Source organism: Pseudomonas sp. NMI760_13, from assembly GCF_021283245.1.
In the GTDB taxonomy this organism is placed as follows: domain Bacteria; phylum Pseudomonadota; class Gammaproteobacteria; order Pseudomonadales; family Pseudomonadaceae; genus Aquipseudomonas; species Aquipseudomonas peradeniyensis.
Genome location: NZ_JAJSRC010000014.1, coordinates 50,622 through 73,028, shown reverse-complemented (window position 1 = coordinate 73,028; position 22,407 = coordinate 50,622). Strand labels below are relative to the sequence as shown.

At 68.2% G+C, this 22,407-nt stretch carries 15 protein-coding genes; 6 read left to right on the top strand and 9 right to left on the bottom strand.

Going from position 1 to position 22,407, the window contains the following annotated elements:
- Positions 1 to 181 precede the first annotated feature (181 nt).
- The 7 genes from LU671_RS16075 to LU671_RS16045 all read right to left on the bottom strand — a co-directional run bounded on the left by LU671_RS16075 (position 182) and on the right by LU671_RS16045 (position 7,991).
- Entirely contained in the window at positions 182 to 1,144 is a 963-nt protein-coding gene (locus tag LU671_RS16075) for a siderophore ABC transporter substrate-binding protein (RefSeq protein ID WP_232856216.1), read from the bottom strand.
- Complete coding sequence (locus LU671_RS16070) at positions 1,141 to 1,923, bottom strand: iron ABC transporter ATP-binding protein (protein WP_186713321.1); 783 nt, start codon at positions 1,921 to 1,923, stop codon at positions 1,141 to 1,143. The genes LU671_RS16075 and LU671_RS16070 overlap by 4 nt, the downstream gene beginning before the upstream one ends.
- The gene (locus LU671_RS16065; protein WP_232856262.1) at positions 1,920 to 2,855 is read right to left on the bottom strand and encodes an iron chelate uptake ABC transporter family permease subunit; all 936 of its coding nucleotides are present in this window, start codon (positions 2,853 to 2,855) and stop codon (positions 1,920 to 1,922) included. Before LU671_RS16065 ends, LU671_RS16070 begins: the two co-directional genes overlap by 4 nt.
- Entirely contained in the window at positions 2,855 to 3,799 is a 945-nt protein-coding gene (locus LU671_RS16060) for an ABC transporter permease (protein ID WP_203646454.1), read from the bottom strand. Before LU671_RS16060 ends, LU671_RS16065 begins: the two co-directional genes overlap by 1 nt.
- Positions 3,796 to 5,565 carry an ABC transporter ATP-binding protein gene (locus LU671_RS16055; RefSeq protein WP_232856215.1) on the bottom strand — a complete coding sequence of 590 codons (1,770 nt, stop codon included), beginning with the start codon at positions 5,563 to 5,565 and terminating at the stop codon, positions 3,796 to 3,798. The genes LU671_RS16060 and LU671_RS16055 overlap by 4 nt, the downstream gene beginning before the upstream one ends.
- A 2-nt stretch (positions 5,566 to 5,567) precedes the next feature.
- Positions 5,568 to 7,355: an ABC transporter ATP-binding protein gene (locus LU671_RS16050; protein ID WP_232856214.1), complete on the bottom strand. Its 1,788-nt coding sequence runs from the start codon at positions 7,353 to 7,355 to the stop codon at positions 5,568 to 5,570.
- Positions 7,356 to 7,475: 120 nt separating this feature from the next.
- Positions 7,476 to 7,991 (bottom strand): sigma-70 family RNA polymerase sigma factor, encoded by a 516-nt coding sequence (locus LU671_RS16045; RefSeq protein WP_232856213.1) that lies wholly within the window; start codon positions 7,989 to 7,991, stop codon positions 7,476 to 7,478.
- Between the two features lie 217 nt (positions 7,992 to 8,208).
- Between LU671_RS16045 and LU671_RS16040 the strand changes: the two genes are divergently transcribed.
- Entirely contained in the window at positions 8,209 to 10,314 is a 2,106-nt protein-coding gene (locus tag LU671_RS16040) for a condensation domain-containing protein (RefSeq protein ID WP_232856212.1), read from the top strand.
- Between the two features lie 120 nt (positions 10,315 to 10,434).
- Here LU671_RS16040 and basC read toward each other — a convergent pair whose 3' ends face one another.
- Entirely contained in the window at positions 10,435 to 11,754 is a 1,320-nt protein-coding gene (basC, locus tag LU671_RS16035) for a putative histamine N-monooxygenase (protein ID WP_232856211.1), read from the bottom strand.
- A gap of 61 nt (positions 11,755 to 11,815) precedes the next feature.
- Positions 11,816 to 16,102, bottom strand: coding sequence for an amino acid adenylation domain-containing protein (locus LU671_RS16030; protein WP_232856210.1), 4,287 nt, complete (start codon positions 16,100 to 16,102; stop codon positions 11,816 to 11,818).
- 128 nt (positions 16,103 to 16,230) lie between these two features.
- Here LU671_RS16030 and LU671_RS16025 point away from each other — a divergent pair, with 128 nt between their 5' ends.
- The 5 genes from LU671_RS16025 (at position 16,231) to LU671_RS16005 (ending at position 22,025) form a co-directional block, all read left to right on the top strand.
- Positions 16,231 to 17,400: an isochorismate synthase gene (locus LU671_RS16025; RefSeq protein ID WP_232856209.1), complete on the top strand. Its 1,170-nt coding sequence runs from the start codon at positions 16,231 to 16,233 to the stop codon at positions 17,398 to 17,400.
- A gap of 26 nt (positions 17,401 to 17,426) precedes the next feature.
- Complete coding sequence (locus tag LU671_RS16020; protein ID WP_232856208.1) at positions 17,427 to 19,028, top strand: (2,3-dihydroxybenzoyl)adenylate synthase; 1,602 nt, start codon at positions 17,427 to 17,429, stop codon at positions 19,026 to 19,028.
- A gap of 17 nt (positions 19,029 to 19,045) precedes the next feature.
- Positions 19,046 to 19,912: an isochorismatase gene (locus tag LU671_RS16015; RefSeq protein WP_232856207.1), complete on the top strand. Its 867-nt coding sequence runs from the start codon at positions 19,046 to 19,048 to the stop codon at positions 19,910 to 19,912.
- A complete protein-coding gene (gene dhbA, locus LU671_RS16010) occupies positions 19,912 to 20,661 on the top strand; it encodes a 2,3-dihydro-2,3-dihydroxybenzoate dehydrogenase (RefSeq protein ID WP_232856206.1) in 750 nt (249 codons plus the stop codon). The genes LU671_RS16015 and dhbA overlap by 1 nt, the downstream gene beginning before the upstream one ends.
- Before the next feature lie 80 nt (positions 20,662 to 20,741).
- A complete protein-coding gene (locus LU671_RS16005; protein ID WP_269806753.1) occupies positions 20,742 to 22,025 on the top strand; it encodes a histidine decarboxylase in 1,284 nt (427 codons plus the stop codon).
- Positions 22,026 to 22,407: the final 382 nt, after the last annotated feature.

The following is a 22,407-nucleotide window of genomic DNA, read 5'->3' as shown; positions in this document are numbered from 1 at the left end:
TGAATCCCTCAACAGAAATTACAGTCATTTGGCCACTATCCGTGTAGGAGCGGCCTTGTGCCGCGAAAGGGCTGCGCAGCGGCCCCAGGATTTCAGCGTTGACGCAAAGATCGCCGGGGCCGCTTTGCGGCCCTTTCGCGGCACAAGGCCGCTCCTACAGGGAGTGTGTCAAATGGCAGGATCAGCCCTGATACCCCTTCACCACTTCGTCCGCTACCCGCTCCAGGCAGGTCACGCTGGCCGTGCACAGGTACCAGGTCTGCGGGTCGACGAACACCACATGGCCGTTTTTCCACGCCTTGGTCTGGCGCAGCAGCGGGTTGTCCAGGGTCTCGCGGTCCAGCGCGGCCCGGCGCTCCATTACTGCGGTGCGGTCGATCACGTAGAGGATGTCCGGGTCGGCCTGGTGAATGAACTCGTTGGAGATCGGCTGCCCGTGCAGGCCGGCCTGCATGTCGTCGCTGGCCGGTTTGACCCCGAGGGTGTCGAAGATGAAGCCATAGCGTGAGCGCACACCGTAGGCGGTGAACGCGCCGTTGTTGTGCAGCACCACCAGCGCCTTTTCCGGGCGCCCGTCGGTCACCTGGCGTACCTGGGCCACCTTGGCGTCGATGCGCGCGGCGGTTTCCCGGGCCCGTTCTTCCTTGCCGAGGATCCGCCCGACGGTCAGCAAGTGCTGCTTGGCGGTGTCGATGACGTTGCCCTGGCGGTTGTCCATGTCGATGTCATAGTGCACCGTCGGGGCGATCTGGCTCAGTTCCTGGTAGCTCTGCGCCTGCAACGGCGAAATCAGGATCAGGTCGGGCTTGAGCGCATGCAGGCGCTCGAGGTTGGGCTGGATGGTGGTGCCGACATCGGCCACCTGCGGGTCGTCGCGGTACTTGACCAGGAAGCCCGCCACATAGTCCTTGGCGATGCCGACCACCGGCGCGCCGAGTTGGTCGAGGGTGTCCAGCTCGCTCATGTCGAAGGCCACCACGCGCTGCGGCTGGTGTTCGACCAGCGTGGTGCCCAGGGCGTGCTCGACCTTCACCGGGGCGTAGTCGGCGCTGGCGGCGCGCGCCTGTGCCGGCGGGGCCTGGTCGCAGCCGGGCAACGCAGCCGCCACGGTGGCGGCCAGCAGTATCTTGCAGATTCCGTTCATACCAGCTCTCTCGATAGTGATGGGTTGAAGTAGTTGCAGACAAAACCGTGCGCGCTGGGCAGGATCTCGAAGGCCAGGCCGAACAGCGCGCGCAGGTTGGCCTGGGTGACCACCTCGGCGACCGGCCCGTGGCTGTGCACGGCGCCGCCCTTCATGGCGACGATGTGGTCGGAATAGTTGGCGGCGAAGTTGATGTCGTGCACCACCAGGATCACCGTGCGCCCCTGCTCGTCGCAGAGCCTGCGGATCGCCTGCATGATCTGCACCGCGTGCTTCATGTCGAGGTTGTTCAGCGGCTCGTCGAGCAGCAGCAGGTCGGTGCGCTGGGCGATGGTCATGGCCAGGAAGGCCATCTGCCGCTGGCCGCCGCTGAGCTCGTCGAGGTAAGCCCCGCGCAGGGGTTGCAGCCCCAGGAAATCCAGCGACTCGTCGATCACCTGCTGGTCGTCGGCGGTCAGCAGGCCGCGGCTGTACGGGAAGCGGCCGAAGGCGACCAACTCCTCGACGGTCAGGCGCAGGTTGAAGTCCAGCACCTGGCGCAGGGTGGCCACGCGGCGGGCGTAGTCGGCGATGGCGATGCGGCCAATGTCCTGGCCGTCGAGCAGGATCCGCCCGCGATTGGCCGGCAGCAGCCGGGCGATGCACATCAGCAGGGTGCTCTTGCCGGCGCCGTTGGGACCGATCAGCGAAGTGACCTGGCCTGCGGGAAACGCCAGGCTCACATCGTCGAGCACGGTCTTGTCGCCGTAGGCCTTGTGCAGGTGTTCAAGGGTGATCATGGGGTGCCTCGGGTGCGGACCATCAGCGCGAGGAAGTACGCGCCGCACACCAGGTTGACGAGGATGCTCACGCTGGTCCGGTAGTTGAACAGGTGCTCGACCAGCAGTTGGGCGAGCAGGAACATGCCGATGGCCACGGCGCAGGCCAGTGGCAGGGTGACCTGGTGCCGGGCGCTGCGCGCCAGGGCATAGGCGATGTTGGCGACGAACACGCCCATGAACGCGGTTGGCCCCACCAGGCTGGTGGACACCGCCACCAGCACCGCGATCAGCGCCATCTGCAGGCGTAGGCAGCGGGTATGGTCCAGGCCCAGGGCGATGGCCTGGTCGCGCCCCAGCGCCAGCACGTCGAGCACCCGCGTGCCGCGCGCCACCAGCAGCGCCACCGCCGCCACCAGCAGGCCCGAGTACAGCACCTGGGCCGGCTGGGCGCGGTTGAAGCTGGTGTAGCCCAGGCTCTGCAGGATGGAGAATTCCCCCGGACTGGTCTTGAGCTGGATGAACTGGGTGAAGGTGCCCAGCACCATGGTCAGCACCAGGCCCAGCAGCAACAGGCGATAGACATCACCCCGCCCCTCGCGCAGCAGCCAGCGTTGCAGCAGCCACGAGTAACCGAGCATCAGCGCAATCGACAGCAGCGCGTTGCCCTGGGCGCCCAGCAGCGCCACGCTGGCGGTCCCCAGCCACAGCACCAGCAGGGCCTGGAACAGCAGGTAGATGCCTTCGTAGCCCATGATCGCCGGGGTCAGCACGCGGTTGCCGGCCAGGGTCTGGAAGATCACCGAGGACAAGGCGATGCACACCCCGGCCACGACGATCGCGCCCAGGCGCACCAGGCGCTTGGGGATCACGTAGCTGAAGTCCATGCCCGAGCCCAGCAACAGGAACGCCAGCGTCAGGGCCGGCAACAACAACCAGGCGGCGCGGCGCATCATTTGCACTTCCACAGGATCAGCAACAGGAACAGCACGCCACCGACACTGCCGGCGGTCAGGCCAATGGGTACTTCGTAGGGGTGGATCAGCAGCCGGCCGAGGATGTCGCAGGCCAGCAGCAGCGCCGCGCCGCACATGGCGACGATGGGCAGGGTGCGCTTGAGGTTCTCGCCGTAGCGCAGCGCCACCAGGTTAGGCACCACCAGGCCGACGAAGGGAATCGCGCCCACGGTGATCACCGTGGCCGACACGGTCACCGCCACCAGCACCAGGCCGAGGATGGCGGTGGCCGCGTAGTTGAGCCCGAGGCTGGTGGCCATGCCCTCGCCCATGCCGAGCACGGTGAAGCGCTGGGCGTACAGGTAGGTGAGCACGACAATCGGCAGGATCAGGTAGATGATCTCGTAGTTGCCCTCGATCACCCGCGAGAAGTCGCCCAGCAGCCAGCCCTGCATGCTCTGCAGGATGTTGTGGCGATAGGCGTAGAACTCGGCGATGGCGCTTAGCAGGCTGCCGTACATCAGGCCGATCACCGGCACCAGCACCAGGTTGGTGAAGCGGATGCGGCGGATGATCGCCACATACACCAGGCTCGCCAGCAGGCAGAACACCAGGGCGAACAGCATGCGCCCGCTGGCCCCGGCCCCGGGCAGCACGGTCAGGGCCACCAGGATGCCCAGTTTGGCCGCGTCGAGTCCGCCGCAGGTGGCCGGCTCGACGAAGCGGTTGCGCACGATCTGCTGCAGGATCACCCCGCAGATCGACAGGCCGACACCGGTCAGCACCAGCGCCGCCAGGCGTGGCAAGCGGCTGGCGGTGAGGGTCAGCCAGGCATCGTCGCTGGCCGACCACAAGGCCGACCAGGACATCTGGCTGGCCCCGACCATCAATGAAACGCCACACAGCAGTAACAACAGCGTTGGCAGCAGCACCCGACTCAAGCGGTCACTCCATCACCCGCCGCCTCGCCGATACGCCAGCCTTTGGCGGCCCGGCGTTGCTCGAGGAAATGCGCATACAACCCGCCTTCGGCAGCCAGCTGGGCATGGGCACCCTGCTCGCGGATGCGCCCTTGGTCCAGCACCACGATCTGGTCGGCCATGGCCACCGTCGACAGCTGGTGGGCGATGACGATCAGCGTGCGCTTGCCGCGCAGCCGTGCCAGCGCCTCGGCGATGGCCGCCTGGTTCTCGGCATCCAGCGCCGCGGTGGCCTCGTCGATCAGCAGGATCGGCGCGTCCTTGATCAAGGCACGGGCAATCGAAATGCGCTGGCGCTCCCCGCCGGACAGCCGCGCCCCGCCCTCGCCCACCGGCGTGTGCAAGCCTTCGGGAAGGCGCTCGAGGATCTCCTGCACCCCGGCCAGCCGCGCTGCTTCCAGTACCTCGGCCTCGCTGGCATCGGGTTTGCCGAGGCGGATGTTGTCGGCGATGCTGCCCTGGAACAGGTAGGCGTCCTGGAAGATCTGGCTGATCTGCCCGGCCAGCTGTTCGGCGGACATCTGCCGCACATCCACCCCGCCGACCTTGACCCGGCCCTGGGTGACATCGAAGAACCGGGCGATCAGGCGCACCAGGGTGGTCTTGCCCGACCCCGACGCGCCGACCAGTGCGGTCATGCTGCCGGGCGCGATATCCAGGCTGACTTCGCGCAGCACCTCGGGTTGGTCATCGCCGTAGCGGAAACCGACCTGTTCCAGTTGCACCGAACCGTCGGCCGGCGCCTGCGGTGCGGCGGGCTCAGGCAGCGGCTCGACGGCCAGCAGCTCGGCCACCGCCTGCAACTGGCCACGGGTGCCACGCAGTACCTCGCTGTAGCCGGCCACGTCCAGCAGCGGATCGATGAAACGGGTCGCCAGCACCAGCGCGACCAGGGTGGCGATCACCGTCGCGCTGTCGAAGGCAGCGCCGGCCTGCTCGCCGAGCCACAGCGTGGCGACCACCAGCAAGGCGGCGAAGCTGGCCTGCACCGCCCAGACATTGAGCACCGACGACAGCGCCGAGAGCTGGATCAGCTTGCGCGCGGCCTGCTGTTGCTGGGCCACGGCCTGCTCCAGGAAGCGCGTGCCGCCCTGCTCGCCATTGAAGGCGCGCAGCACCGACTGCGCCTGGGCGAACTCGACCATGCGCTGGCTGGTCTGCGCGGTGTCGCGCTGGTAGCGCTGGTCGGCGCGCTGGCCCAGGCGCATGGTCGCCAGCATCACCAGGGCCAGCAGCGGCAGGCTGACCAGGGCCACCAGGCCCAGGCGCAGGTCGACCAGCAACAGCGCGACGAGAATTACCAGCGGCGTCACCACCCCGGTGAACAGCGGCGTGAACACGTGGGCTGGCAGCTGGGCAATCTCCATCATGCCCTGGGTGGTGACATGGCTAAGGCGCGCGGTATTGGCGGCGCTGAACCAACCCACCGGCAGCGTGCCGACATGCTCGCCCAGGCGCTGGCGGCCGCCGCGCAGCACCGCGATGCCCACGGCGATGCCGGCCTTCTCCACCCGCCGGCGCAGGTACCAGCACACCACCACGCCCACGGCCAGCAGCGCCAGCCATTGGCCGGCGGCTCCCAGCTGGTTGCCCAGCAGGTGACGCAGGATCGGCACCAGGGTGACGATGGTCAGCCCGCACAGCACGCCATACACCAGTGCAAGGCGAATGTAGCGGCGCAGGAACACGGCGTCGGCGCCGAGCAGTCGAACGAAAATCCCCAGCATGATCAGTGCTCCTCCACCTGCGCGGTCACCCGCGCCTTCGCATAACCCCCGGCGGCCCACAAGCGGGCGTACAGACCGCGACGGGCCAGCAGTTCATCGTGATTGCCTCGCTCTGCGACCGTGCCCTGGTCCAGCACCAGGATCTGGTCGGCGTGCATCACCGTGTCCAGGCGGTGGGCGATCACCAGCAGCGTGCGTCCCTGGGCGAAGCGCGACAGCGCCTGCTGCAGCTTGACTTCGTTTTCGGCGTCGGCCGCCGCGGTGGCTTCGTCGAGCACCAGCACCGGCGGGTCGAGCAGCACGGCGCGGGCGATGCTCAGTCGTTGCAGCTCGCCGCCGGAGAACTGCACGTCCTCGCCGATCACCGCGTCGTAGCCGCGCGGCTGGGCGAGGATGCGCTCGTGGATATTGGCGATCCGTGCCGCCGCCTCGATCTGCTCCTGGCTCGCCGAAGGCCGGCCCAGGGCGATGTTCTCGCGCACGCTGGCATGGATCAGGCGCACGTCCTGCAGGACGAAGCCGATACGCCGGTACAGCTGGGCGCTGTCGATCTGGCGCAGGTCGACGCCGCCCAGGGTGATGCGCCCGGCGCTGGGGTCGAAGAAGCGCAGCAGCAGGCGCGCCAGGGTCGACTTGCCGGCCCCCGAGGCACCGACCACCGCGGTCACCGTGCCGGGCTCGAGGGTGAACGACACCTCGCTCAGCACCGGATTGCGCGGGTCATAGTGATAGCCCAGGCCCTGCACTTCGATCCGAGCATTGGCCGGCAGCTTGCCGGCGGCGCCCTGGTCGTCGGTCTCCAGCACCGGCGTGCGCAGCAGCGCCTGCACGCGCTGGGCGGCACCGGTGGCGTTGTTCAGGTCATGGGTGATATAGGCCAGCAACAGCAGCGGCGCGCAGATGCCCGGCGCCACCAGGGCGAACGGCAGTACCTGCACCGGGGTGATCCAGCCCAGGCTGACGAACAGTGTGCCGAACGCCAGCACCACACCGAGCACCGACACCGGCGCGATCATCGCGTTGGCATTGGCCATGGCGCTGACCAGCGGCCGGGTGAAGTCGGTGAAGGCCGCGGCGAAGGCGTCCACCGCCTCGCGGTAGCTGCCATGGGCCTTGCGCTGGCCACCGAAGGCCTTGACCACCGGGATGCCGTTGACGAACTCGACCACCGCCTGGTTGATCCGCCCCATGCCGGCGCCGAAGGCCTGCATGTTGCGGGCGCTGGCCTGGTGGGCGCGGGCGAAGAACAGGAAGAACAGCGGGAACGGCAGCATCGACACGATCGCCATGCGCCAGTCCATGGCGAACAGGTAGACGATCGAGGCCAGCACCGCTCCGGCGCTGCGTCCGAGGGTGGTATAGAAGTGCGCGGTGAGGCTGTGCAGGATGCCGATGTCGTCCTGCATGGCCTGCTTGACCTCGCCCGAGGCGCGGCTGGTGAACCAGCCCAGCGGTACCCGCGCCAGGCGGCGGATGATCGCCAGGCGCAGTGTGCCGGTGATGTGGTTGTCGGCCAGGTGCGCCACCAGGTCGCCCAGCGAGATCAGCGCCATGCCGGCAAACAGGCAACCCAGCCCCACGGCGATGACCGGCCAGGCCTGGTCGACGCCCTGCCCGCCGGCGAAGGCCAGCCGGGCAACTTCAGCGATCGCCGCCAGGGGCGCCAGGGTCAGCATGGCGCCCAGGGCGGCGAGCAGCCCGGCGACGATCAATCGGCCGCGTATCGGCGCAAGCACCGCGGCGACCGGCCCACGGGCGGACGATTCCGCCACCCCTTGTTCAACACTCATGAATGCTCCTTTTCAGCACGAGGGGCGGGCCGGGCCGTCCCAGGGGCGCCCTTCCCGCGTGTCCTTCTCAACCTGTATTCCGCACGAGGCGGTCAAACCCGCAAGAAAATCTGCGCACGCTCAGGCGCCGCCCAGCCGGTAGCGCCTGCAGGTGCGCAGGCCGGCGGCGATGTATTTTTCCACCGAGGACACCGAAACCCGCAGCTCGGCGGCGATGGCGCGATGGGCCATGCCGTCGAGGCGGCACAGCAACAGGGCCTGGCGCGCCTTGGGCGAGTGCCGCTGCAGGGCGCTGTCGATTGCCCCCAGAGCCTCGACCACCAACGCCCGCGCCTCCTCCGACGGCACCCGTGGCTCGGGCAGCAGGCCATGGTCTTCGAGGTAGCGGGTTTCGCGCTGACGACGGCGGTACAGGTCAATGACCTTGCCGTTGGCGATCTGCGTGAGGTGGCAGCGCGACTGCTCGGCGCTGGGCACCTGGCCCTTGTTCATCAGGTGCAGGTAGATGTCGTGGGCCAGGTCCGCCGCGTCCACCGAGTTGCCGAGCTTGCGCCGCAGCAGGTCGCACAGCCAGCCGTGATGATCCTGATACAGCTGGTGCAGCTGCTGACGAAGCGCGAACGTTCCGTTGTCCACGGTACCTCTCCCTGAGCGTGGTGCATTCCAGACGGCTTGCTTTGACGTGCGCCAATCTAGATGATAATTATTTGCATCTTTCACACCATAACGAATCCCCGGGATTCACGCAATGCACCCCGGTGGTGCAACCCCTCTGCGCGGCCACTCACCGCGATCCATGGATGGCAGTGAGGCCGACGCGGGCCTTGAACGATCGAACAGCAGGAAGCTAGCTATGTTGGAACGCAACACCACCCCACCCTCGCCCCAGGTCCTTGACGAACACGAGGAACTCGCCTGGTTCGCCCAGCAGCAGCAACCCGAGCGGTTGCACCGGCAACTGGGCGCCTGGCGCCTTGGCCCCCGGGCCGACCTGTCGCTGCTGGCCCTGGCCGTGCAGGCGGTGGTCGAAGCCACGCCGGGCCTGAACAGCCGCTACCACTTCAGCGACGACGGCGACCTGTACAAGACCCAGGAACCCGGCTGGTACCCGTGCCTGCGTATCGAACGGAGCGCGGCCGAGGGCATGGACGCCCTGCTGCGGGCGCGCCAGGCGGCGCCCTGGGATTCCACCAGGCAGCCGCCGTTCGAGGCCCTGCTGCTGGCCGGCGAACAGCAGGCCGCGCTCGGCCTGCTCTGCCATGCGGTGCTGCGCCAGTCGCCGCAAGCCCTGCTCGAACGCATCCGCGCCGAATACGACGCCCAGGCCGGCGACCAGCCACTGCTGCTCGAACCGCTGTCGCAGGCGCCCTCGACGGACATCGCGCAACGCATCCTCGACGCGTTCCGCCAGGCACTGGCGGAGCCTGGCATGACCCTGGACGACGATTTCTTCGATATGGGCGGCCACTCGCTATTGGCCACGCGGATCATCGGGCGCCTGCAGGGCGAGCACGGTATCGAACTGCGCTTCAGCGACTTTTTCGCCTCGCCCAGCGCGTCGGCGCTGGCCACCCGCGCCAAGCTGAGCCAAGGGCAAGCCAACCAAGCCAGCGATCAGGCCGGGGATATCCAGCAGGCACCAATGGCCCTGGCCCAGGCATCGTTGTGGCGCGCCTGCGCGGCCTTCGACTACGGCACCATTTTCAACTTGCCCTTTGCCCTGGACTTCCACGACCCGGTGGACGAAGTGCTGCTGCAACAGGCCTTCACTGACCTGCTGGAACGCCACGCCAGCCTGCGCACCACCTACCATGGCGAAGGCGACAGCGCCTGCCAGCGCATCGCGCCGCTGGCCGAACTGGGCCGCTACAAGTGGTTCTGGAACAGCGCCGAGAGCACCGGGGCAAGCCTGGCCAGCGAGGCCAAGCACCGCTTCGACCTGGCCCGCGAGTTGCCGCTGAGGCTGCGTCTGCTGCGTGACCCGCACAGCGGCCACCAGGTGCTGTCGTTCCTGGTCCACCACATGGCCATCGACGAGTGGTCGCTGAACGTGATCATGGCTGAACTGGCCGAGGCCTACCTGGCCCGCGCCCAGGACCGGGCGCCGCAATGGTCGGCGGCGGCGCGTACCTTCCACGAATTCGCCCTCGCCCAGAGTGTCCAGGGCCCGAACCCGCGCCACCTGGCGTACTGGACCGAGCTGCTGCGCGACGCCACCCGTGGCCTTGCCCTGCCCGCCTGCGCCGACGCCCCGAGCGTTCCCGCCGAACAAACCACCACACGCGCACGCTGGCTGGAACTGCGCCCCGAACCCGGCGTGCTGGAGCAACTCGGCGCCAGTGCCCGGCAGCACCAATCATCGCTGTTCAGCGTGATCTACACCGCCATCGCCCTGTCGCTGCACAAGCTCGGCAACCTCTCGGACCTGGTGATCGGCACCTCGGCCTCGGGGCGTACGGATCCGGCGTTCTTCGACACCGTCGGCTACTTCACCACCATGGTCGCCCACCGTGTGCAGTTCGCCCCCGAGCAGTCGCTGGGTGAGCTGCTGGGCGATGTGACGCGGATGATCAACGACTCGATGGCCTATGCCGACGTGCCCATGGAGACCATCCAGCAGGCACTGGGCATGACGCCCGCCGAGGGCCTGATGTTCGATGTGTACGTGCAGATCCACGCCAACAACGCCCTCAATGGCGCCCTGCGCACGCCCGAGGGCCAGGCGATCCGCTACAAGCAGATCGACCCGGACAAGAGCGAGTCGATGTTCGGCCTGCAGTTCGAGATCATGGAGGATGTGTTCGACGGCCAGCGCTCGCTGCGACTGGTGGTCACCTACCGCAGTGATCGCTACAGCGCTGTCCAGGTCGAGCGCCTGTGCGCGATGATTTCGGCGGCGTTCGGGGTATTTGCCGAGGTGGATGCCGGCCGGCGGGCGCTGGGCGACGTAGTGTTGTAGCACCCCGGGGGGGGCGCTTTGCGCCCCTTTCGCGGCGCAAGGCCGCTCCTACAGAGAGGTACGCGTTCCCCTGTAGGAGCGGCCTTGTGCCGCGAAAGGGCTGCGAAGCAGCCCCATGGCTCAGTCCTGCGGCAACCCGTAGAGCTGGAACGACGACCGCTGCGGCACCCGGTACTGCGCCCGGCCCAGCAACTGGTTGAGGATCACCGCATTGCGCACCGGCCCCAGACCCAGGTCCGGCGAGCCGACGCCATGCTGGAAGATCTCCGCGTTCTGCACGAACACCCGGCCACTGCCGCCATCGCAACGCTGTGCGGTGAAATCCTCACCGACGATGCAGTCACCGTGCGCGTCGGTGGCCAGCACCGTGCCCTTGAGCTGCTCGAACCACTGCGGCCAGGCATGGGCATAGCCGGTCGCCGCGACGATCGCATCGGTTTCCAGCGTCGCCCGCTGGTCCAGTTGGCGGTGGCGGAAGGTCATGCGCAGGCCCGCCGAGGCCAGGTCCTCCACAGTCTCCACGTCGCAGTTGGACAACAACGTCAGCCCCGGCTCGCGCCCGCCGATGGAACGCTCGTAGATCAGGTCGTAGATTGCGCCGATGGTGGAGAAACTGATGCCCTTGTACAGCAGGCCCTGCTCCGCGACGATCTCGCGGCGCTTGTCGCGGTCCAGGGTGTGGAAGTAGTTCATGTAGGACGGGGTGAAGCACTCCTGGCCAAGCTTGGAGTACTCCATAGGATGGAAGCCCCCCGACCGAGTAATCCAGTGGATCGACGCCCCCGCCTCCACCTGCTGCGGCGTCAACGCATTGAACAGGGCCAGCACGCACTCCGCCGCGCTCTGCCCGGAGCCGACCACCACCACGCGCTGGCACTGCTCCAGTTCGGCCTGGCGCTTGCCGAACTCCGCCGAGTGCAGCACCGGTGCCTGGCTGCGCGCGCGCGCCCAGGCCGGCAGCCACGGCCGGGTACCGAGGCCGATGGCCAGGTCGCGGCTGCTGTAGCGCCGCTCCAGGCCCGATACCGACACGCTGTCGATGACGAAGCGCTCGCTGCCGCCATCGTAGCGCACCCCGGTGACCTCTTCGCCGAAGTGGCAGGCTGGCAGCTGGCGCGCGGCCCAGCGGCAATAGTGATCGTATTCGCGCCGGGGCACCTGGAAGTGGTCGTAGTAGTAGAACTGGAACAACCGGTCGTGCTGGTGCAGGTAGTTGAGGTAGCTCAACGGGTGGCAAGGGTCGGCCAGGGTCACCAGGTCGGCGAGGAACGGCACCTGCAAGGTGGTGCCCGGCAGCAGCAGCCCCTCGTGCCAGCGAAATTCCGCCTTGCGCTCGAGGAACGCGCAGCGCAGGTCCGGGTGGCGCGACAGCAGCGCGGCCAGGCCCAGGTTGAACGGTCCGACGCCGATGCCGGCGATGTCTACGGTTGCTATGTCCATATGCTCGATGATTTCCCAAAAACTACGGATGGCGCCCTGGGTGCGACCCAGGGCGGTTGATTCAGGCAGGCGTGGCGGCGAGCAGGCGTTCGACGTCTTCGACCGTGCGGCACGCCAGCAACTGTGCGGGCGACAAGCGCACCGCAAAGGCCTCGCCCAGGCGTGCCGCCAGGGGCTTGAGGTGCTGCGGGCGCAGGCCCATGGCGAGGAAGTCCAAGGCCGGCTGCGTGGCACCGAGCACCTGCTGGTAGATCGCCAGCACCTGGGCGCAACGCTGCGGGTCACTGGGCGTCGCTGCCGGCGCCTGCTCGATTACGCCTTCCAGCAACGCGCGGGCGCGGCGGCGGTCCGGCTTGCCGTTGGCCGTCAACGGCAACTCGGCCACCTCGACGAAGCGCGTGGGCACGTGGGACTGCGCCAGCAGCGCCCGGGCATGCTCGCGTAGCGCCACGGCGCCGGGCGGCGCGCCGTTGCGCCGCACATAGAGCGCGCCGATGCAGGCCTCGCCCTGTTGCGTGTCGCCATAGTCCACCACCAGCACCTGCTGCACCGCCGGATGGCGGATCAGCTCGATCTCGATGTCCGGCAGCGACACGCGCACGCCGCGCACCTTCACATAGCCATTGACCCGGCTGTCGAACAGCAGCACGCCGTCCTCGCGATAGCGGCCACGGTCGCCGGTACGGAAAGCCCGCACCGGCGCACCGTGCTCGTCGCGCACGCTGACGAAGTCGTTCTGCACCAGTTCGCCGTCCTCCAGGTAGCCCAGGGCCAGGCCCACCCCACTGGTGTGGATACGCCCGGCGACGCCCTGCGGGCAATGCTCGCCGTGCTCGTCCAGCAGCCAGTAGCGGTTGCCCGGCAGTGGTCGGCCATAGGGCACCCTGGCGCGGTCCTGGTCGCCGATCTCGTGCCAGATGCTCCAGATGGTGGTCTCGGTCGGCCCGCCAAGGGACACCAGCCGTGCCGCCGGCAACTGCTCGCGCAGCTCGGCGATCACCGCCGGCTTGATGTAGTCGCCGCCCTGGGCCAGCAGGCGCAGGCTGCGCAAGCCATCGCCCTGGCGGCAGGCCAGGAGCATTTCGAGGATGGCCGGCACCGAACACCACAGGCTCACTCCGTGCTGCCTGACCAGCTGGTTCCAGCGCAGCGCGTCCTTCTCCTCGCCGGGCTCGGGCAACACCAGCGCCGCCCCGGCGCAGAGGCTGCCGAGCACGTCGAACACCGACATGTCGTGGTGCAGCGGGGTCACCGAGATGAACACGTCATTGCGGCTGACCTGCCACTGTGCCAGGGTGCTGCCGATGACGTTGGCGGTGGCGCGGTTGTTCAGCACCACGCACTTGGGCTTGCCGGTGGTGCCAGAGGTATAGAGGTAGTAGGCCGGCGCGCTGCTGGCCGACAAGGCCGCCAGGCCACCCAGGTCCAGGGTTGCCGGCGGACTCGCCAGCAGTGGACCGACTGCGTCGACCACCAGCGCCGGCTGGCAGTTGTCCAGCAGGTAGCGCAGGCGCTCCTCGGGCGCCGCCGCGTCGATCGGCACCCAGACCAGCCCGCTCAGGGCGCAGGCCAGGGTCGTCATGGTGTGCTCGGGGCCACGTGGCAGACAGATGGCGACCACCTGGCCGGGGCGCAGCCCGCGAGCCTGGAATGCCCCGGCGATGCGACTCACGCCCTGCCCCAGTTCGGCATAGCTGATACGCCGTTCGCCGTGCAGCAAGGCAATGCGCCCATTGTCCGGGCCGAACAGGTTGTGGGCGATGCGCCCGAGGATGTCGACAGGTTCGGCCTGCGCCTCGGTGCTGTTCAGGCGGTAGTGACCAAGGTCGATGAACTGCCGTGCGTGAATTTCGAACGCGGCCTGCCCGGCCAACTGCTCCACCGCCTGGCCAAGAGCCGCGAGCAACTGCCCGACCCAGCGGCCATCGACCGCTTCGCGGGCATAGTCGATCTCGAACGCCAGGCCTCCCTCGGCGGTGTTGCAGAAGCGGATGTCCATCGCCACCTGGGGCGTCTGGGTCAGGCCCGCGCTCAAGGTCATCGGACCATCGACCGCGCCCACCGGCCAGGACAAGCCATTGGTCAACACCACCGGCAGTGCCGGGCCCGGGCCGTTGCTGTCGTATAGCAGGCGGGCCAGGTCCACGCCGGAGAACGCCAGGTGCTGCAGCCCCTCCAGCACATCGGCCTGCAGGCGCTTGGCGCGCTCGGCGAGCGTGGGCAGGCGGTGTTGCCAGTCGAGGGCGATGAAGCTGGAACGGTTGGCGAACGCGCCGTCCTGGGGCGGCGCCACCGGCACCGCCACGCACAGGCTGCCCTCGTCGAGCCAGTGGCCGAGCACTTCCAGTACCACGGCCATGATCGTCGAGTTCTTGAACAGCCCCTCGCGCGCACCGGCGCGGCTCAGCGCCTTGAACGCCGGGGCCAGGATCACCTGACGCTGGCGTGCGTACCGGGCCACGCCGACCTTGTCCAGAGCGCAGCGCCACGGTAGCCGTGGCGCGCCATCAACCTCTGCCAGCTTTGACTTCCAATACTCGGCATCGGCCTTGCGCACCTCGCTCTGGTCGTTAACAGCCGCCGTCGGCTCGCTGGCGGTCAGCGGCTGGCAGTGCCCGTTGAACAGTTCGACCATCAGGGTAGCGATGGAGCGTCCATCGAGGATCAACGCATCGAAGCGCACGAACACCACCAGCTCGCCCTGCGGCAACGGGAAGGCGGTGACATTCCAGGGCGGCCCGGCCAAGTCGAACAGCGCATGGGCGTAGACCTCACGACGAACGTCGAGCTGTGCCTGGGCCTGCTCGGCCGTCAAGGCGTGCAGGTCGATCACCTCCAGGTTGACCTGCACCTGGTCGCTTACCGACTGGGTCAGCGCCTGGGCGTCGATGCGGGTGCGCAGGCTGTCGTGACGGTGCACCATGTCCGTGAGGCGGCTGCGCAGCAGCGCCAGGTCCATGCGCCCGCGGTACTCGCGAAACTCCTGCATGGCCACGCCGCCCAGTGGCAGGTGCTCGCCACGCCCCAGCAGGTAGGCCTGCTGCAGGGCGTTCAAGGGTCGGTCCCGGCTGGCCTCGATCGCCAATGGCTGGTGCAGTGCGCCGGAGTCGGCGGCCACCGCGACGGCCAAGGCAATGAAGCGCTCGAACAGTGACCGGACCCAGTCCGCCGGCAATGCATCCAGGCGTACATCCCAGTTGACCAGCAGGCCGCCGTCGACCTGGGCCACCTGCGCGTCCAGTGCCACCTGCGGACCTTGGGAGATCACCCAGTCCATCGGCCCGAACACCCGGCCCACGCGCTCGGAGAACAGCTCGCCACCGGGCAGGTCCAGCCCTGCGGTAAAGACCACCGGCGCCAGTTGCGGCGTGCCGTGATGGCGCGACAGGTCGCGCATCAGGTCCACGCCTGGATAGGCACTGTGCGCCAGGCGCTCGACCAATTGCCGGTGCAGGTCCTGGCACAGCGCGGCAAGGCTGGCGACGCCGGTGAAGTCGACATCGACCAGCACCAGGTTTGCGAACTCGCCGACGATCCGTTGCACCGGCTCCAGCACCGGCTCGCGCCAGAACACCGGCACGTTCAGGCGCAGGCGGCGGTCCCCGGTGTGTTCGCCCAGGGCGCTGGCGAACAGCCCGAGCAGCAACGCCGACGAGGTGATCCGCTGCGCCCGCGCCGCCTGCTGCAGGGCGCGGTACTGGGCCGGCTCAAGCCGGGCGGCAAGGCGCTCGCTGCGCGCCGGCCCTGGCGGGAGCAAGGGTAATGAGGGCGCCGGGGCGATATGCGCCAGGCGTGCTCGCCACCAGCCGCGGTCACGGCTGCGGGCGGCGCGCAGGTCGGCATCGGCACGCACCTGGTCCAGCCAGTCGAAGTAGCTCGGCGTGGTCGGCAGCACGGTTCCAGGGGTGTCGTACAGCCGGGCCAGGTCTTCCATCAGTACCCGGAAGCTCGACGGGTCCACCGCGATCATGTCGGTGTCCACATGCAGCCGGCTGGCATTGCCCGGCAGCAGGCTGAGGCCGAAGCGTGCGCCCTGGCCGACATTCAGGTCCAGGCGCTGGTGGCTCCACTGGCGACGTTTCTCCAGCAGGCGCCGCTCCACGGCCGGCCCGTCCAGGTGGCTGAAATCCTCCAGCTCCAGCTGGGCGCACAGCGCCTCGTCGATGGTCTGCCGCCCCTGCCCGTCGATGCGCAGCCTGAGCATCGAATGCGCCCGGTACAGCCCCTCAAGTGCGCCCGTCAGGCGCGCCACATCGATGGCCTGGCCATCGAACTCGGCATACAGGTGAGCGCTGACGCCACCCAGTGCCGCATGTGCATCCCGCCCGATCCAACAGGCGGCCTGCATCGAAGTTAACTCTCTCATCGCTTACCCGCGTGGTTGACAAATCCATGTGTTTCGCGTCCTCATATTTACTAACGAGAATGATTATATTTCAAGGTTTTCTTTCTCACCCATCGCCAAGGAGGCTACCCATGAAGACAGGCACCCTGCGTTTGCAAGACAGGGACACCGTGCCGCTCAGCCAAGAGGACTCGAGCTTTTCATTCACATCCGGCGACCGCGAACTGAGCGTCAGCGGTCTGCGCGAGCGTATCGACACCCCGGCGCAAGGAAGCCATCTGGCCGGCGGCGCACTGCGGCGCAGCATCGACCAGGCCTTCGAACGCGCCCGCCAGGCGGGGCAGGACAACCCGATCGTGGTCGGCGCCATCCCTTTCGACACCACCCAGGCTTGCAGCCTGTACGTCCCCCAGGCCTATGCCTGGCAGGCGCGCACCGCGGCTCCCGCCCAGGCCGGCGCACTGCCGGCGTTGCTCAGCCAGGCCAACATCCCCGACGAACACGGCTTCAAGCGCGCCGTGCGCCACGCCATCGTCAACTTCCAGCACAGCGATGTGCGCAAGGCCGTGCTCTCGGTGCAGCGTGAACTGCACTTTGCCGCACCCGTGGACCCGGCACAGGTGCAGGCCAACCTGAAAGCACTGAACCGCGAGGGCTACCACTTCCGCGTGCCCCTGGCCGATGGCGCCACCCTGCTGGGTGTGAGCCCGGAGCTGCTGGTGCACAAGCAAGGCACGGCGTTCGTCAGCAACCCGCTGGCCGGCTCGGTGCGGCGCATGGCCGACCCTGAGGCCGACCGCGCCAATGCGCAATGGCTGGCGGCGTCGGAGAAGGACCACTACGAGCACCGTCTGGTCACCGAGGACATCGCCCAGCGCGTCGGCGAACTGTGCAGCCGCCTGCAGGTCCCCGAGCGACCGTCGCTGATCAGCACTGCCGCGCTGTGGCACCTGTCCACCCGTATCGAGGGCGAACTGGCGGCCGATATCGACGCCCTGCAACTGGCCTGCCGCCTGCACCCGACCCCCGCCGTGTGCGGCTACCCCACCGAGCGGGCACGCCAGTTGATCCGTTTCGTCGAGCCTTTCGAGCGCGGCCTGTTCACCGGCATGGTCGGTTGGTGCGACGCCCAGGGCAACGGCGAGTGGGTGGTGACCATCCGCTGCGGCACCTTCAACGGCCAGCGCGTGCGCCTGTTCGCCGGCGCCGGCATCGTCGAGGCCTCCAGCCCCGACACCGAATGGAACGAAGTACAGACCAAGCTCGGCACCATGCTGCGTGCCTGCGGCCTGGACCATTGACCTCAAATCCGTTTTCCGAGACCTTCATGACTATCGAATTCACCCCCTGGCCGGCGGACCGGGCGCAGCGCTATCGCGCCGCCGGCTACTGGAACGACCAGCCGCTCAGCCAGTTGCTGATCGAGCGCGCCGCCGCGCAGCCACAAGCACCGGCGATCCTCTGCGGTGAGCGCCGCATCAGCTACGGCGAACTGGACCGGCGCGCCTCCAACCTGGCCTCGCGCCTGGCCGCCCACGGCCTGGGCCAGGGCGACACGGCGCTGGTGCAGCTGCCCAACGTCGCCGAGTTCTACATCGTGCTGTTTGCCCTGTTCAAGGCCGGCATCGCCCCGGTCAACGCGCTCTACAGCCACCGCCAGCACGAGATGGGCGCCTTTGCCCGGCAGATCCATCCCGCGTTGCTGATCGCCTCGGCCGAGCACGAAGTGTTCCGCAACGACGCGTTCCTCGACGACCTGGCCAAGGAAGGCCTGCGTCCGAAGCTGACGCTGATGCTCGATGCCCTCGACGACTGGAGCGCCAGCGCCGATGTGCGCGGCACCCACTACGCGCCCAGCCCAGCCGGCGCAGTGGCGCTGTTCCAGCTGTCCGGCGGCAGCACCGGCACTCCCAAGCTGATTCCGCGCACCCACAACGACTACGCCTACAGCGTGCGCGCCAGCGCGCAGATCTGCGCCCTGGACAGCGACACACGCTTTCTCTGTGCCCTGCCCGCGGCGCACAACTACACCCTCAGTTCCCCCGGTGGCCTGGGCGTGCTGCACGCCGGCGGCTGCATCGTCATGGCGACCAACCCGGAGCCGCTCAACTGCTTCGCCCTGATCGAGCGCCATGCCGTGACCATGGCCGCCCTGGTGCCCAGCGCCGTGGCCCTGTGGCTGCAGGCCGCCCCCGGGCACGCCGCCAAGCTGCGCAGCCTGCGCCTGCTGCAGGTCGGCGGCGCCAGTTTCGCCGAGGCCCTGGCCCGGCAGGTCCCCGAGGTGCTGGGCTGCAGGCTGCAACAGGTGTTCGGCATGGCCGAGGGCCTGGTCAACTACACCCGGCTGGATGACAGCGACGAGCAGGTGTTCACCACCCAGGGCCGGCCGATCAGCGAGCTGGACGAAGTGCGCATCCTCGACGAACAGGGCCAGCCGGTCGCCGACGGCGAGCCGGGCATGCTCGCCACCCGCGGCCCCTACACCTTCTGCGGCTACTACAAAAGCCCCGAGCACAACGCCCAGGTGTTCGACCAGGACGGCTTCTACCACTCCGGCGACATCGTCCAGCGCAGCGCCGACGGCAACCTGCGGGTGGTCGGCCGGGTCAAGGACCAGATCAACCGCGGCGGCGAAAAGGTCGCTTCGGAAGAGATCGAGAACCTGATCGTCATGCACCCGGACGTGACCCACGCGGCCCTGGTGGCGCTGCCCGACGACCTGCTCGGCGAAAAGAGCTGCGCCTTCATCGTCTCGCGCAATCCGCAGCTCAAGCCGATTGCCCTGCGCCGTCACCTGATGAGCCTGGGCATCGCCGAGTACAAGCTCCCGGACCGGATCCGGCTGATCGACGCCATGCCGCTGACCGCAGTGGGCAAGATCGACAAGAAGCAACTGCGCGCGCTGCTCGCCGTTGCCCCGACCGCCTGACCGTCCAAGGACCCGACATGACCATTCCAACCATCCACGACTATGCCATGCCACAGCGGGCCAGCTACCCGGCCAACAAGACCCAGTGGCAGCCCGACCCGGCCCGCGCCGTGCTGCTGATCCACGACATGCAGCGCTACTTCCTGCGTTTCTACCAGCCCGACGGCGCCCTGCTCACCGCCCTGGTGGACAACCTGTCGCGGCTGATCCAGTGGGCCCGCGAGCAGGGCATCCCGGTGGTCTACACCGCCCAGCCCCATGAACAGCCGCCCGAGGACCGCGCCCTGCTCAACGCCATGTGGGGCCCGGGCCTGCCGGCGGCCAGCCCCGAGCAGCAACCGATCATCGACGCCCTGGCGCCGCAGCCGGGCGATACCGTGCTGACCAAGTGGCGCTACAGCGCCTTCCAGCGCTCCGACCTGCTCGAGCGCATGCGCGGTTGGCAGCGTGACCAGTTGCTGATCGGCGGCGTGTACGCCCATATTGGCTGCATGATCACCGCCGCCGACGCCTTCATGAACGATATCCAGGCCTTCCTGGTGGGCGATGCGGTGGCCGACTTCTCCGAGGAGGAGCACCGCCTGGCCCTGAAGTACGTGGCCACCCGCTGCGGCCATGTGACCGACACCGCCACCCTGCTGACCCAGCCCGCGGGCGAAACCACCCGCGACTGGCTGCACGGCCGGGTGCGCCAGATGATCGAGGACGACAGCGACCTCGACCCGCAGGAAAGCCTGATCTTCTACGGGCTGGACTCGCTGCAGGTGATGAAGCTGGCCGCCGAGCTCAAGCAGCGCGGCATCGCCGTCAGCTTCGAGGAACTGGCCAACGCGCCGACCCTGGACGGCTGGTGGTCGCTGGTGCAAGCGCGGGGTGCCGCCTGATGGCCATGGCCCGTTTCACCGGCCGGCGCGTGCTGGTCACCGGTGCCGCCAGCGGCATTGGCCGCTGCGTGGCGCAACAGTTTCTCGACGAAGGCGCCGAGGTCATCGGCCTGGACTGCGAGGAGGCCGACGTGCCGTTCCCGCTGCTGCATGTCGACCTGACCGACCCGGCCGATGTGCAGCGGGTCTGCGACCGCCTCAAGGAGCAGGCGCAGTACCTCGATGTGCTGGTCAATGTCGCCGGCGTGCTGCGCCTGGGGCGCAGCGACGAAGTGTCCTGCGAGGACTGGCAGCGCTGCCTGGATGTCAACGTGAGCGCGCCGTTCTACCTGATGCGCCAGTGGACCCCGGTGTTCCGCCGCCAGCGCCGCGGCGCCATCGTCAATGTCGCCTCCAACGCCGCCCACGTGCCGCGCCTGAACATGGCCGCCTACTGCGCCTCCAAGGCCGCTCTGGTCAGCCTGAGCCACTGCGTGGGCCTGGAACTGGCGCCCTATGGCGTGCGCTGCAACGTGGTCTCGCCGGGCTCGACGCGCACGCCGATGCTCGCCGGCATGCTCGGCGACCCGGCGCTCGAGCGCCAGCTGGTCGACGGCCTGCCCGGGCAGTTCAAGCTCGGCGTGCCGCTGGGCAAGATCGCCACGCCCGACGACATCGCCAATGTGGTGCTGTTCCTGGCCTCCGAGCAGGCCGGCCACGTGACCCTGCAGGATATCGTGGTCGACGGCGGCGCCACCCTGGCCGCCTGAGCCTGATGCGGCACTGACAAGGACTTTCACCCGCACCGCGCTCGGCCCTGGCTGGCCGAGCGCGCACCATGGAGCTGGACATGACATTCTCACCCGCCAACCACAAGCGTCTCGAGGCTTTCTGGCAATACTGCCTCACCCACCAGTACTTCAATGTCGGCTACCCCGAGTCAGCCGACTTCGACTACAGCCTGCTGCACCGTTTCATGCGCTTTTCCATCAACAACTGCGGCGACTGGAACGAGCCCAGCAACTACCTGCTCAACTCCTTCGACTTCGAGCGCGAGGTGATGCGCTACTTCGCCGAGCTGTTCCACATCCCGTTCGAGGACAGCTGGGGCTACGTCACCAACGGCGGCACCGAAGGCAACATGTTCGGCTGCTACCTGGCCCGCGAGCTGTTCCCCGCCGCCACCCTCTACTACTCCAAGGACACCCACTACTCGGTGGCCAAGATCGTCCGCCTGCTGCGCATCAAGGCCCAAGTGGTGGAGTCCCAGGCCAACGGCGAGATGGACTACGACGACCTGGTCGCGCGGATCGCCGCCGATGGCGAGCGCCACCCGATCATCTTCGCCAATATCGGCACCACCCTGCGCGGCGCCACCGACAACATCGCCACCATCCAGCAACGCCTGGCCCGGGCCGGCATCCGCCGCGAGGACTACTACCTGCATGCCGACGCGGCCCTGAGCGGCATGATCCTGCCCTTCGTCGACGCCCCCGAGCCCTACTCGTTCGCCGACGGCATCGACTCGATCTGCGTCTCCGGACACAAGATGATCGGCTCGCCGATGCCCTGCGGCATCGTCGTGGCGCGGCGTGGCAACGTCGAGCGCATCTCGGTGGAAATCGACTACATCAGCGCCCGCGACCAGACCATCAGCGGCTCGCGCAATGGTCACACGCCACTGATGATGTGGGCCGCCCTGTGCAGCCGGTCGCGGGAGGACTGGCGCGCACGCATCCAGCGCTGCCTGGACCTGGCCCAGCACGCGGTGGACCGGCTGCGGGCGGCCGGCATCGAGGCCTGGCGCAACCCCAACTCGATCACCGTGGTGTTCCCCTGCCCCTCGGCCAGCGTGTGGAAACGCCATTGCCTGGCCACCTCGGGCGACACCGCGCACCTGATCACCACTGCCCATCATCAGGACAGCGCACAGATCGACGCCCTGCTCGACGAGGTGATCGCTGACCTCAAGTCTCGCACCCGATACCCGCTGCAGGCGCCACTGGTGGATGGCCTGGGCAGTCGTACCCGAGTCTACAGCACGGCAGGACTACCCCGGCCGGAGCCGCTGCCGGGCCATGCCAGACCCGCGCGCGACAGCGGCCTTGCCCGCCTCAAGGACAGCGATATCTGAACGCTTGGTCGTCTTTACAACCATTTACATGTAAGCCTTTTCTTACGGCGCACTGCTCCGGGACCTTGCGCGCCGAAAAACAGGGGGCGGGCCTGCCCGCCGCCTCGGCACCGTGACGGGGCACCGCGTTGCAGACACCGGTCGCCCCCCGTTTGACGGCCCATGGCGTGGCTCTATAGTCCGTTTCCTGGCAGCGGCAAGGATTTCCGCTGGCCTTGGACAAGAACCCGCCATGTACAGGAGTCGTATGATGGCCATGCTCACGGATGACGCACCCTCGCCTCACCCTCTACACACATCACCCAGCCGCGCCGACCTGCGACGACATCCCCGTCACTGACCCCTGCACCCACCCCGCCACGTGCCTGTGACCCGCCTTGGG

Excerpts from the sequence above, each read along its gene's own strand:
- LU671_RS16075 (WP_232856216.1), bottom strand. The coding sequence starts at position 1,144 with ATGAACGGAATCTGCAAGATACTGCTGGCCGCCACCGTGGCGGCTGCG.
- LU671_RS16070 (WP_186713321.1), bottom strand. The coding sequence starts at position 1,923 with ATGATCACCCTTGAACACCTGCACAAGGCCTACGGCGACAAGACCGTG.
- LU671_RS16065 (WP_232856262.1), bottom strand. The coding sequence starts at position 2,855 with ATGCGCCGCGCCGCCTGGTTGTTGTTGCCGGCCCTGACGCTGGCGTTC.
- LU671_RS16055 (WP_232856215.1), bottom strand. The coding sequence starts at position 5,565 with ATGCTGGGGATTTTCGTTCGACTGCTCGGCGCCGACGCCGTGTTCCTG.
- LU671_RS16050 (WP_232856214.1), bottom strand. The coding sequence starts at position 7,355 with ATGAGTGTTGAACAAGGGGTGGCGGAATCGTCCGCCCGTGGGCCGGTC.
- LU671_RS16040 (WP_232856212.1), top strand. The coding sequence starts at position 8,209 with ATGTTGGAACGCAACACCACCCCACCCTCGCCCCAGGTCCTTGACGAA.
- basC (WP_232856211.1), bottom strand. The coding sequence starts at position 11,754 with ATGGACATAGCAACCGTAGACATCGCCGGCATCGGCGTCGGACCGTTC.
- LU671_RS16030 (WP_232856210.1), bottom strand. The coding sequence starts at position 16,102 with ATGCAGGCCGCCTGTTGGATCGGGCGGGATGCACATGCGGCACTGGGT.
- LU671_RS16025 (WP_232856209.1), top strand. The coding sequence starts at position 16,231 with ATGAAGACAGGCACCCTGCGTTTGCAAGACAGGGACACCGTGCCGCTC.
- LU671_RS16020 (WP_232856208.1), top strand. The coding sequence starts at position 17,427 with ATGACTATCGAATTCACCCCCTGGCCGGCGGACCGGGCGCAGCGCTAT.
- LU671_RS16015 (WP_232856207.1), top strand. The coding sequence starts at position 19,046 with ATGACCATTCCAACCATCCACGACTATGCCATGCCACAGCGGGCCAGC.
- dhbA (WP_232856206.1), top strand. The coding sequence starts at position 19,912 with ATGGCCATGGCCCGTTTCACCGGCCGGCGCGTGCTGGTCACCGGTGCC.
- LU671_RS16005 (WP_269806753.1), top strand. The coding sequence starts at position 20,742 with ATGACATTCTCACCCGCCAACCACAAGCGTCTCGAGGCTTTCTGGCAA.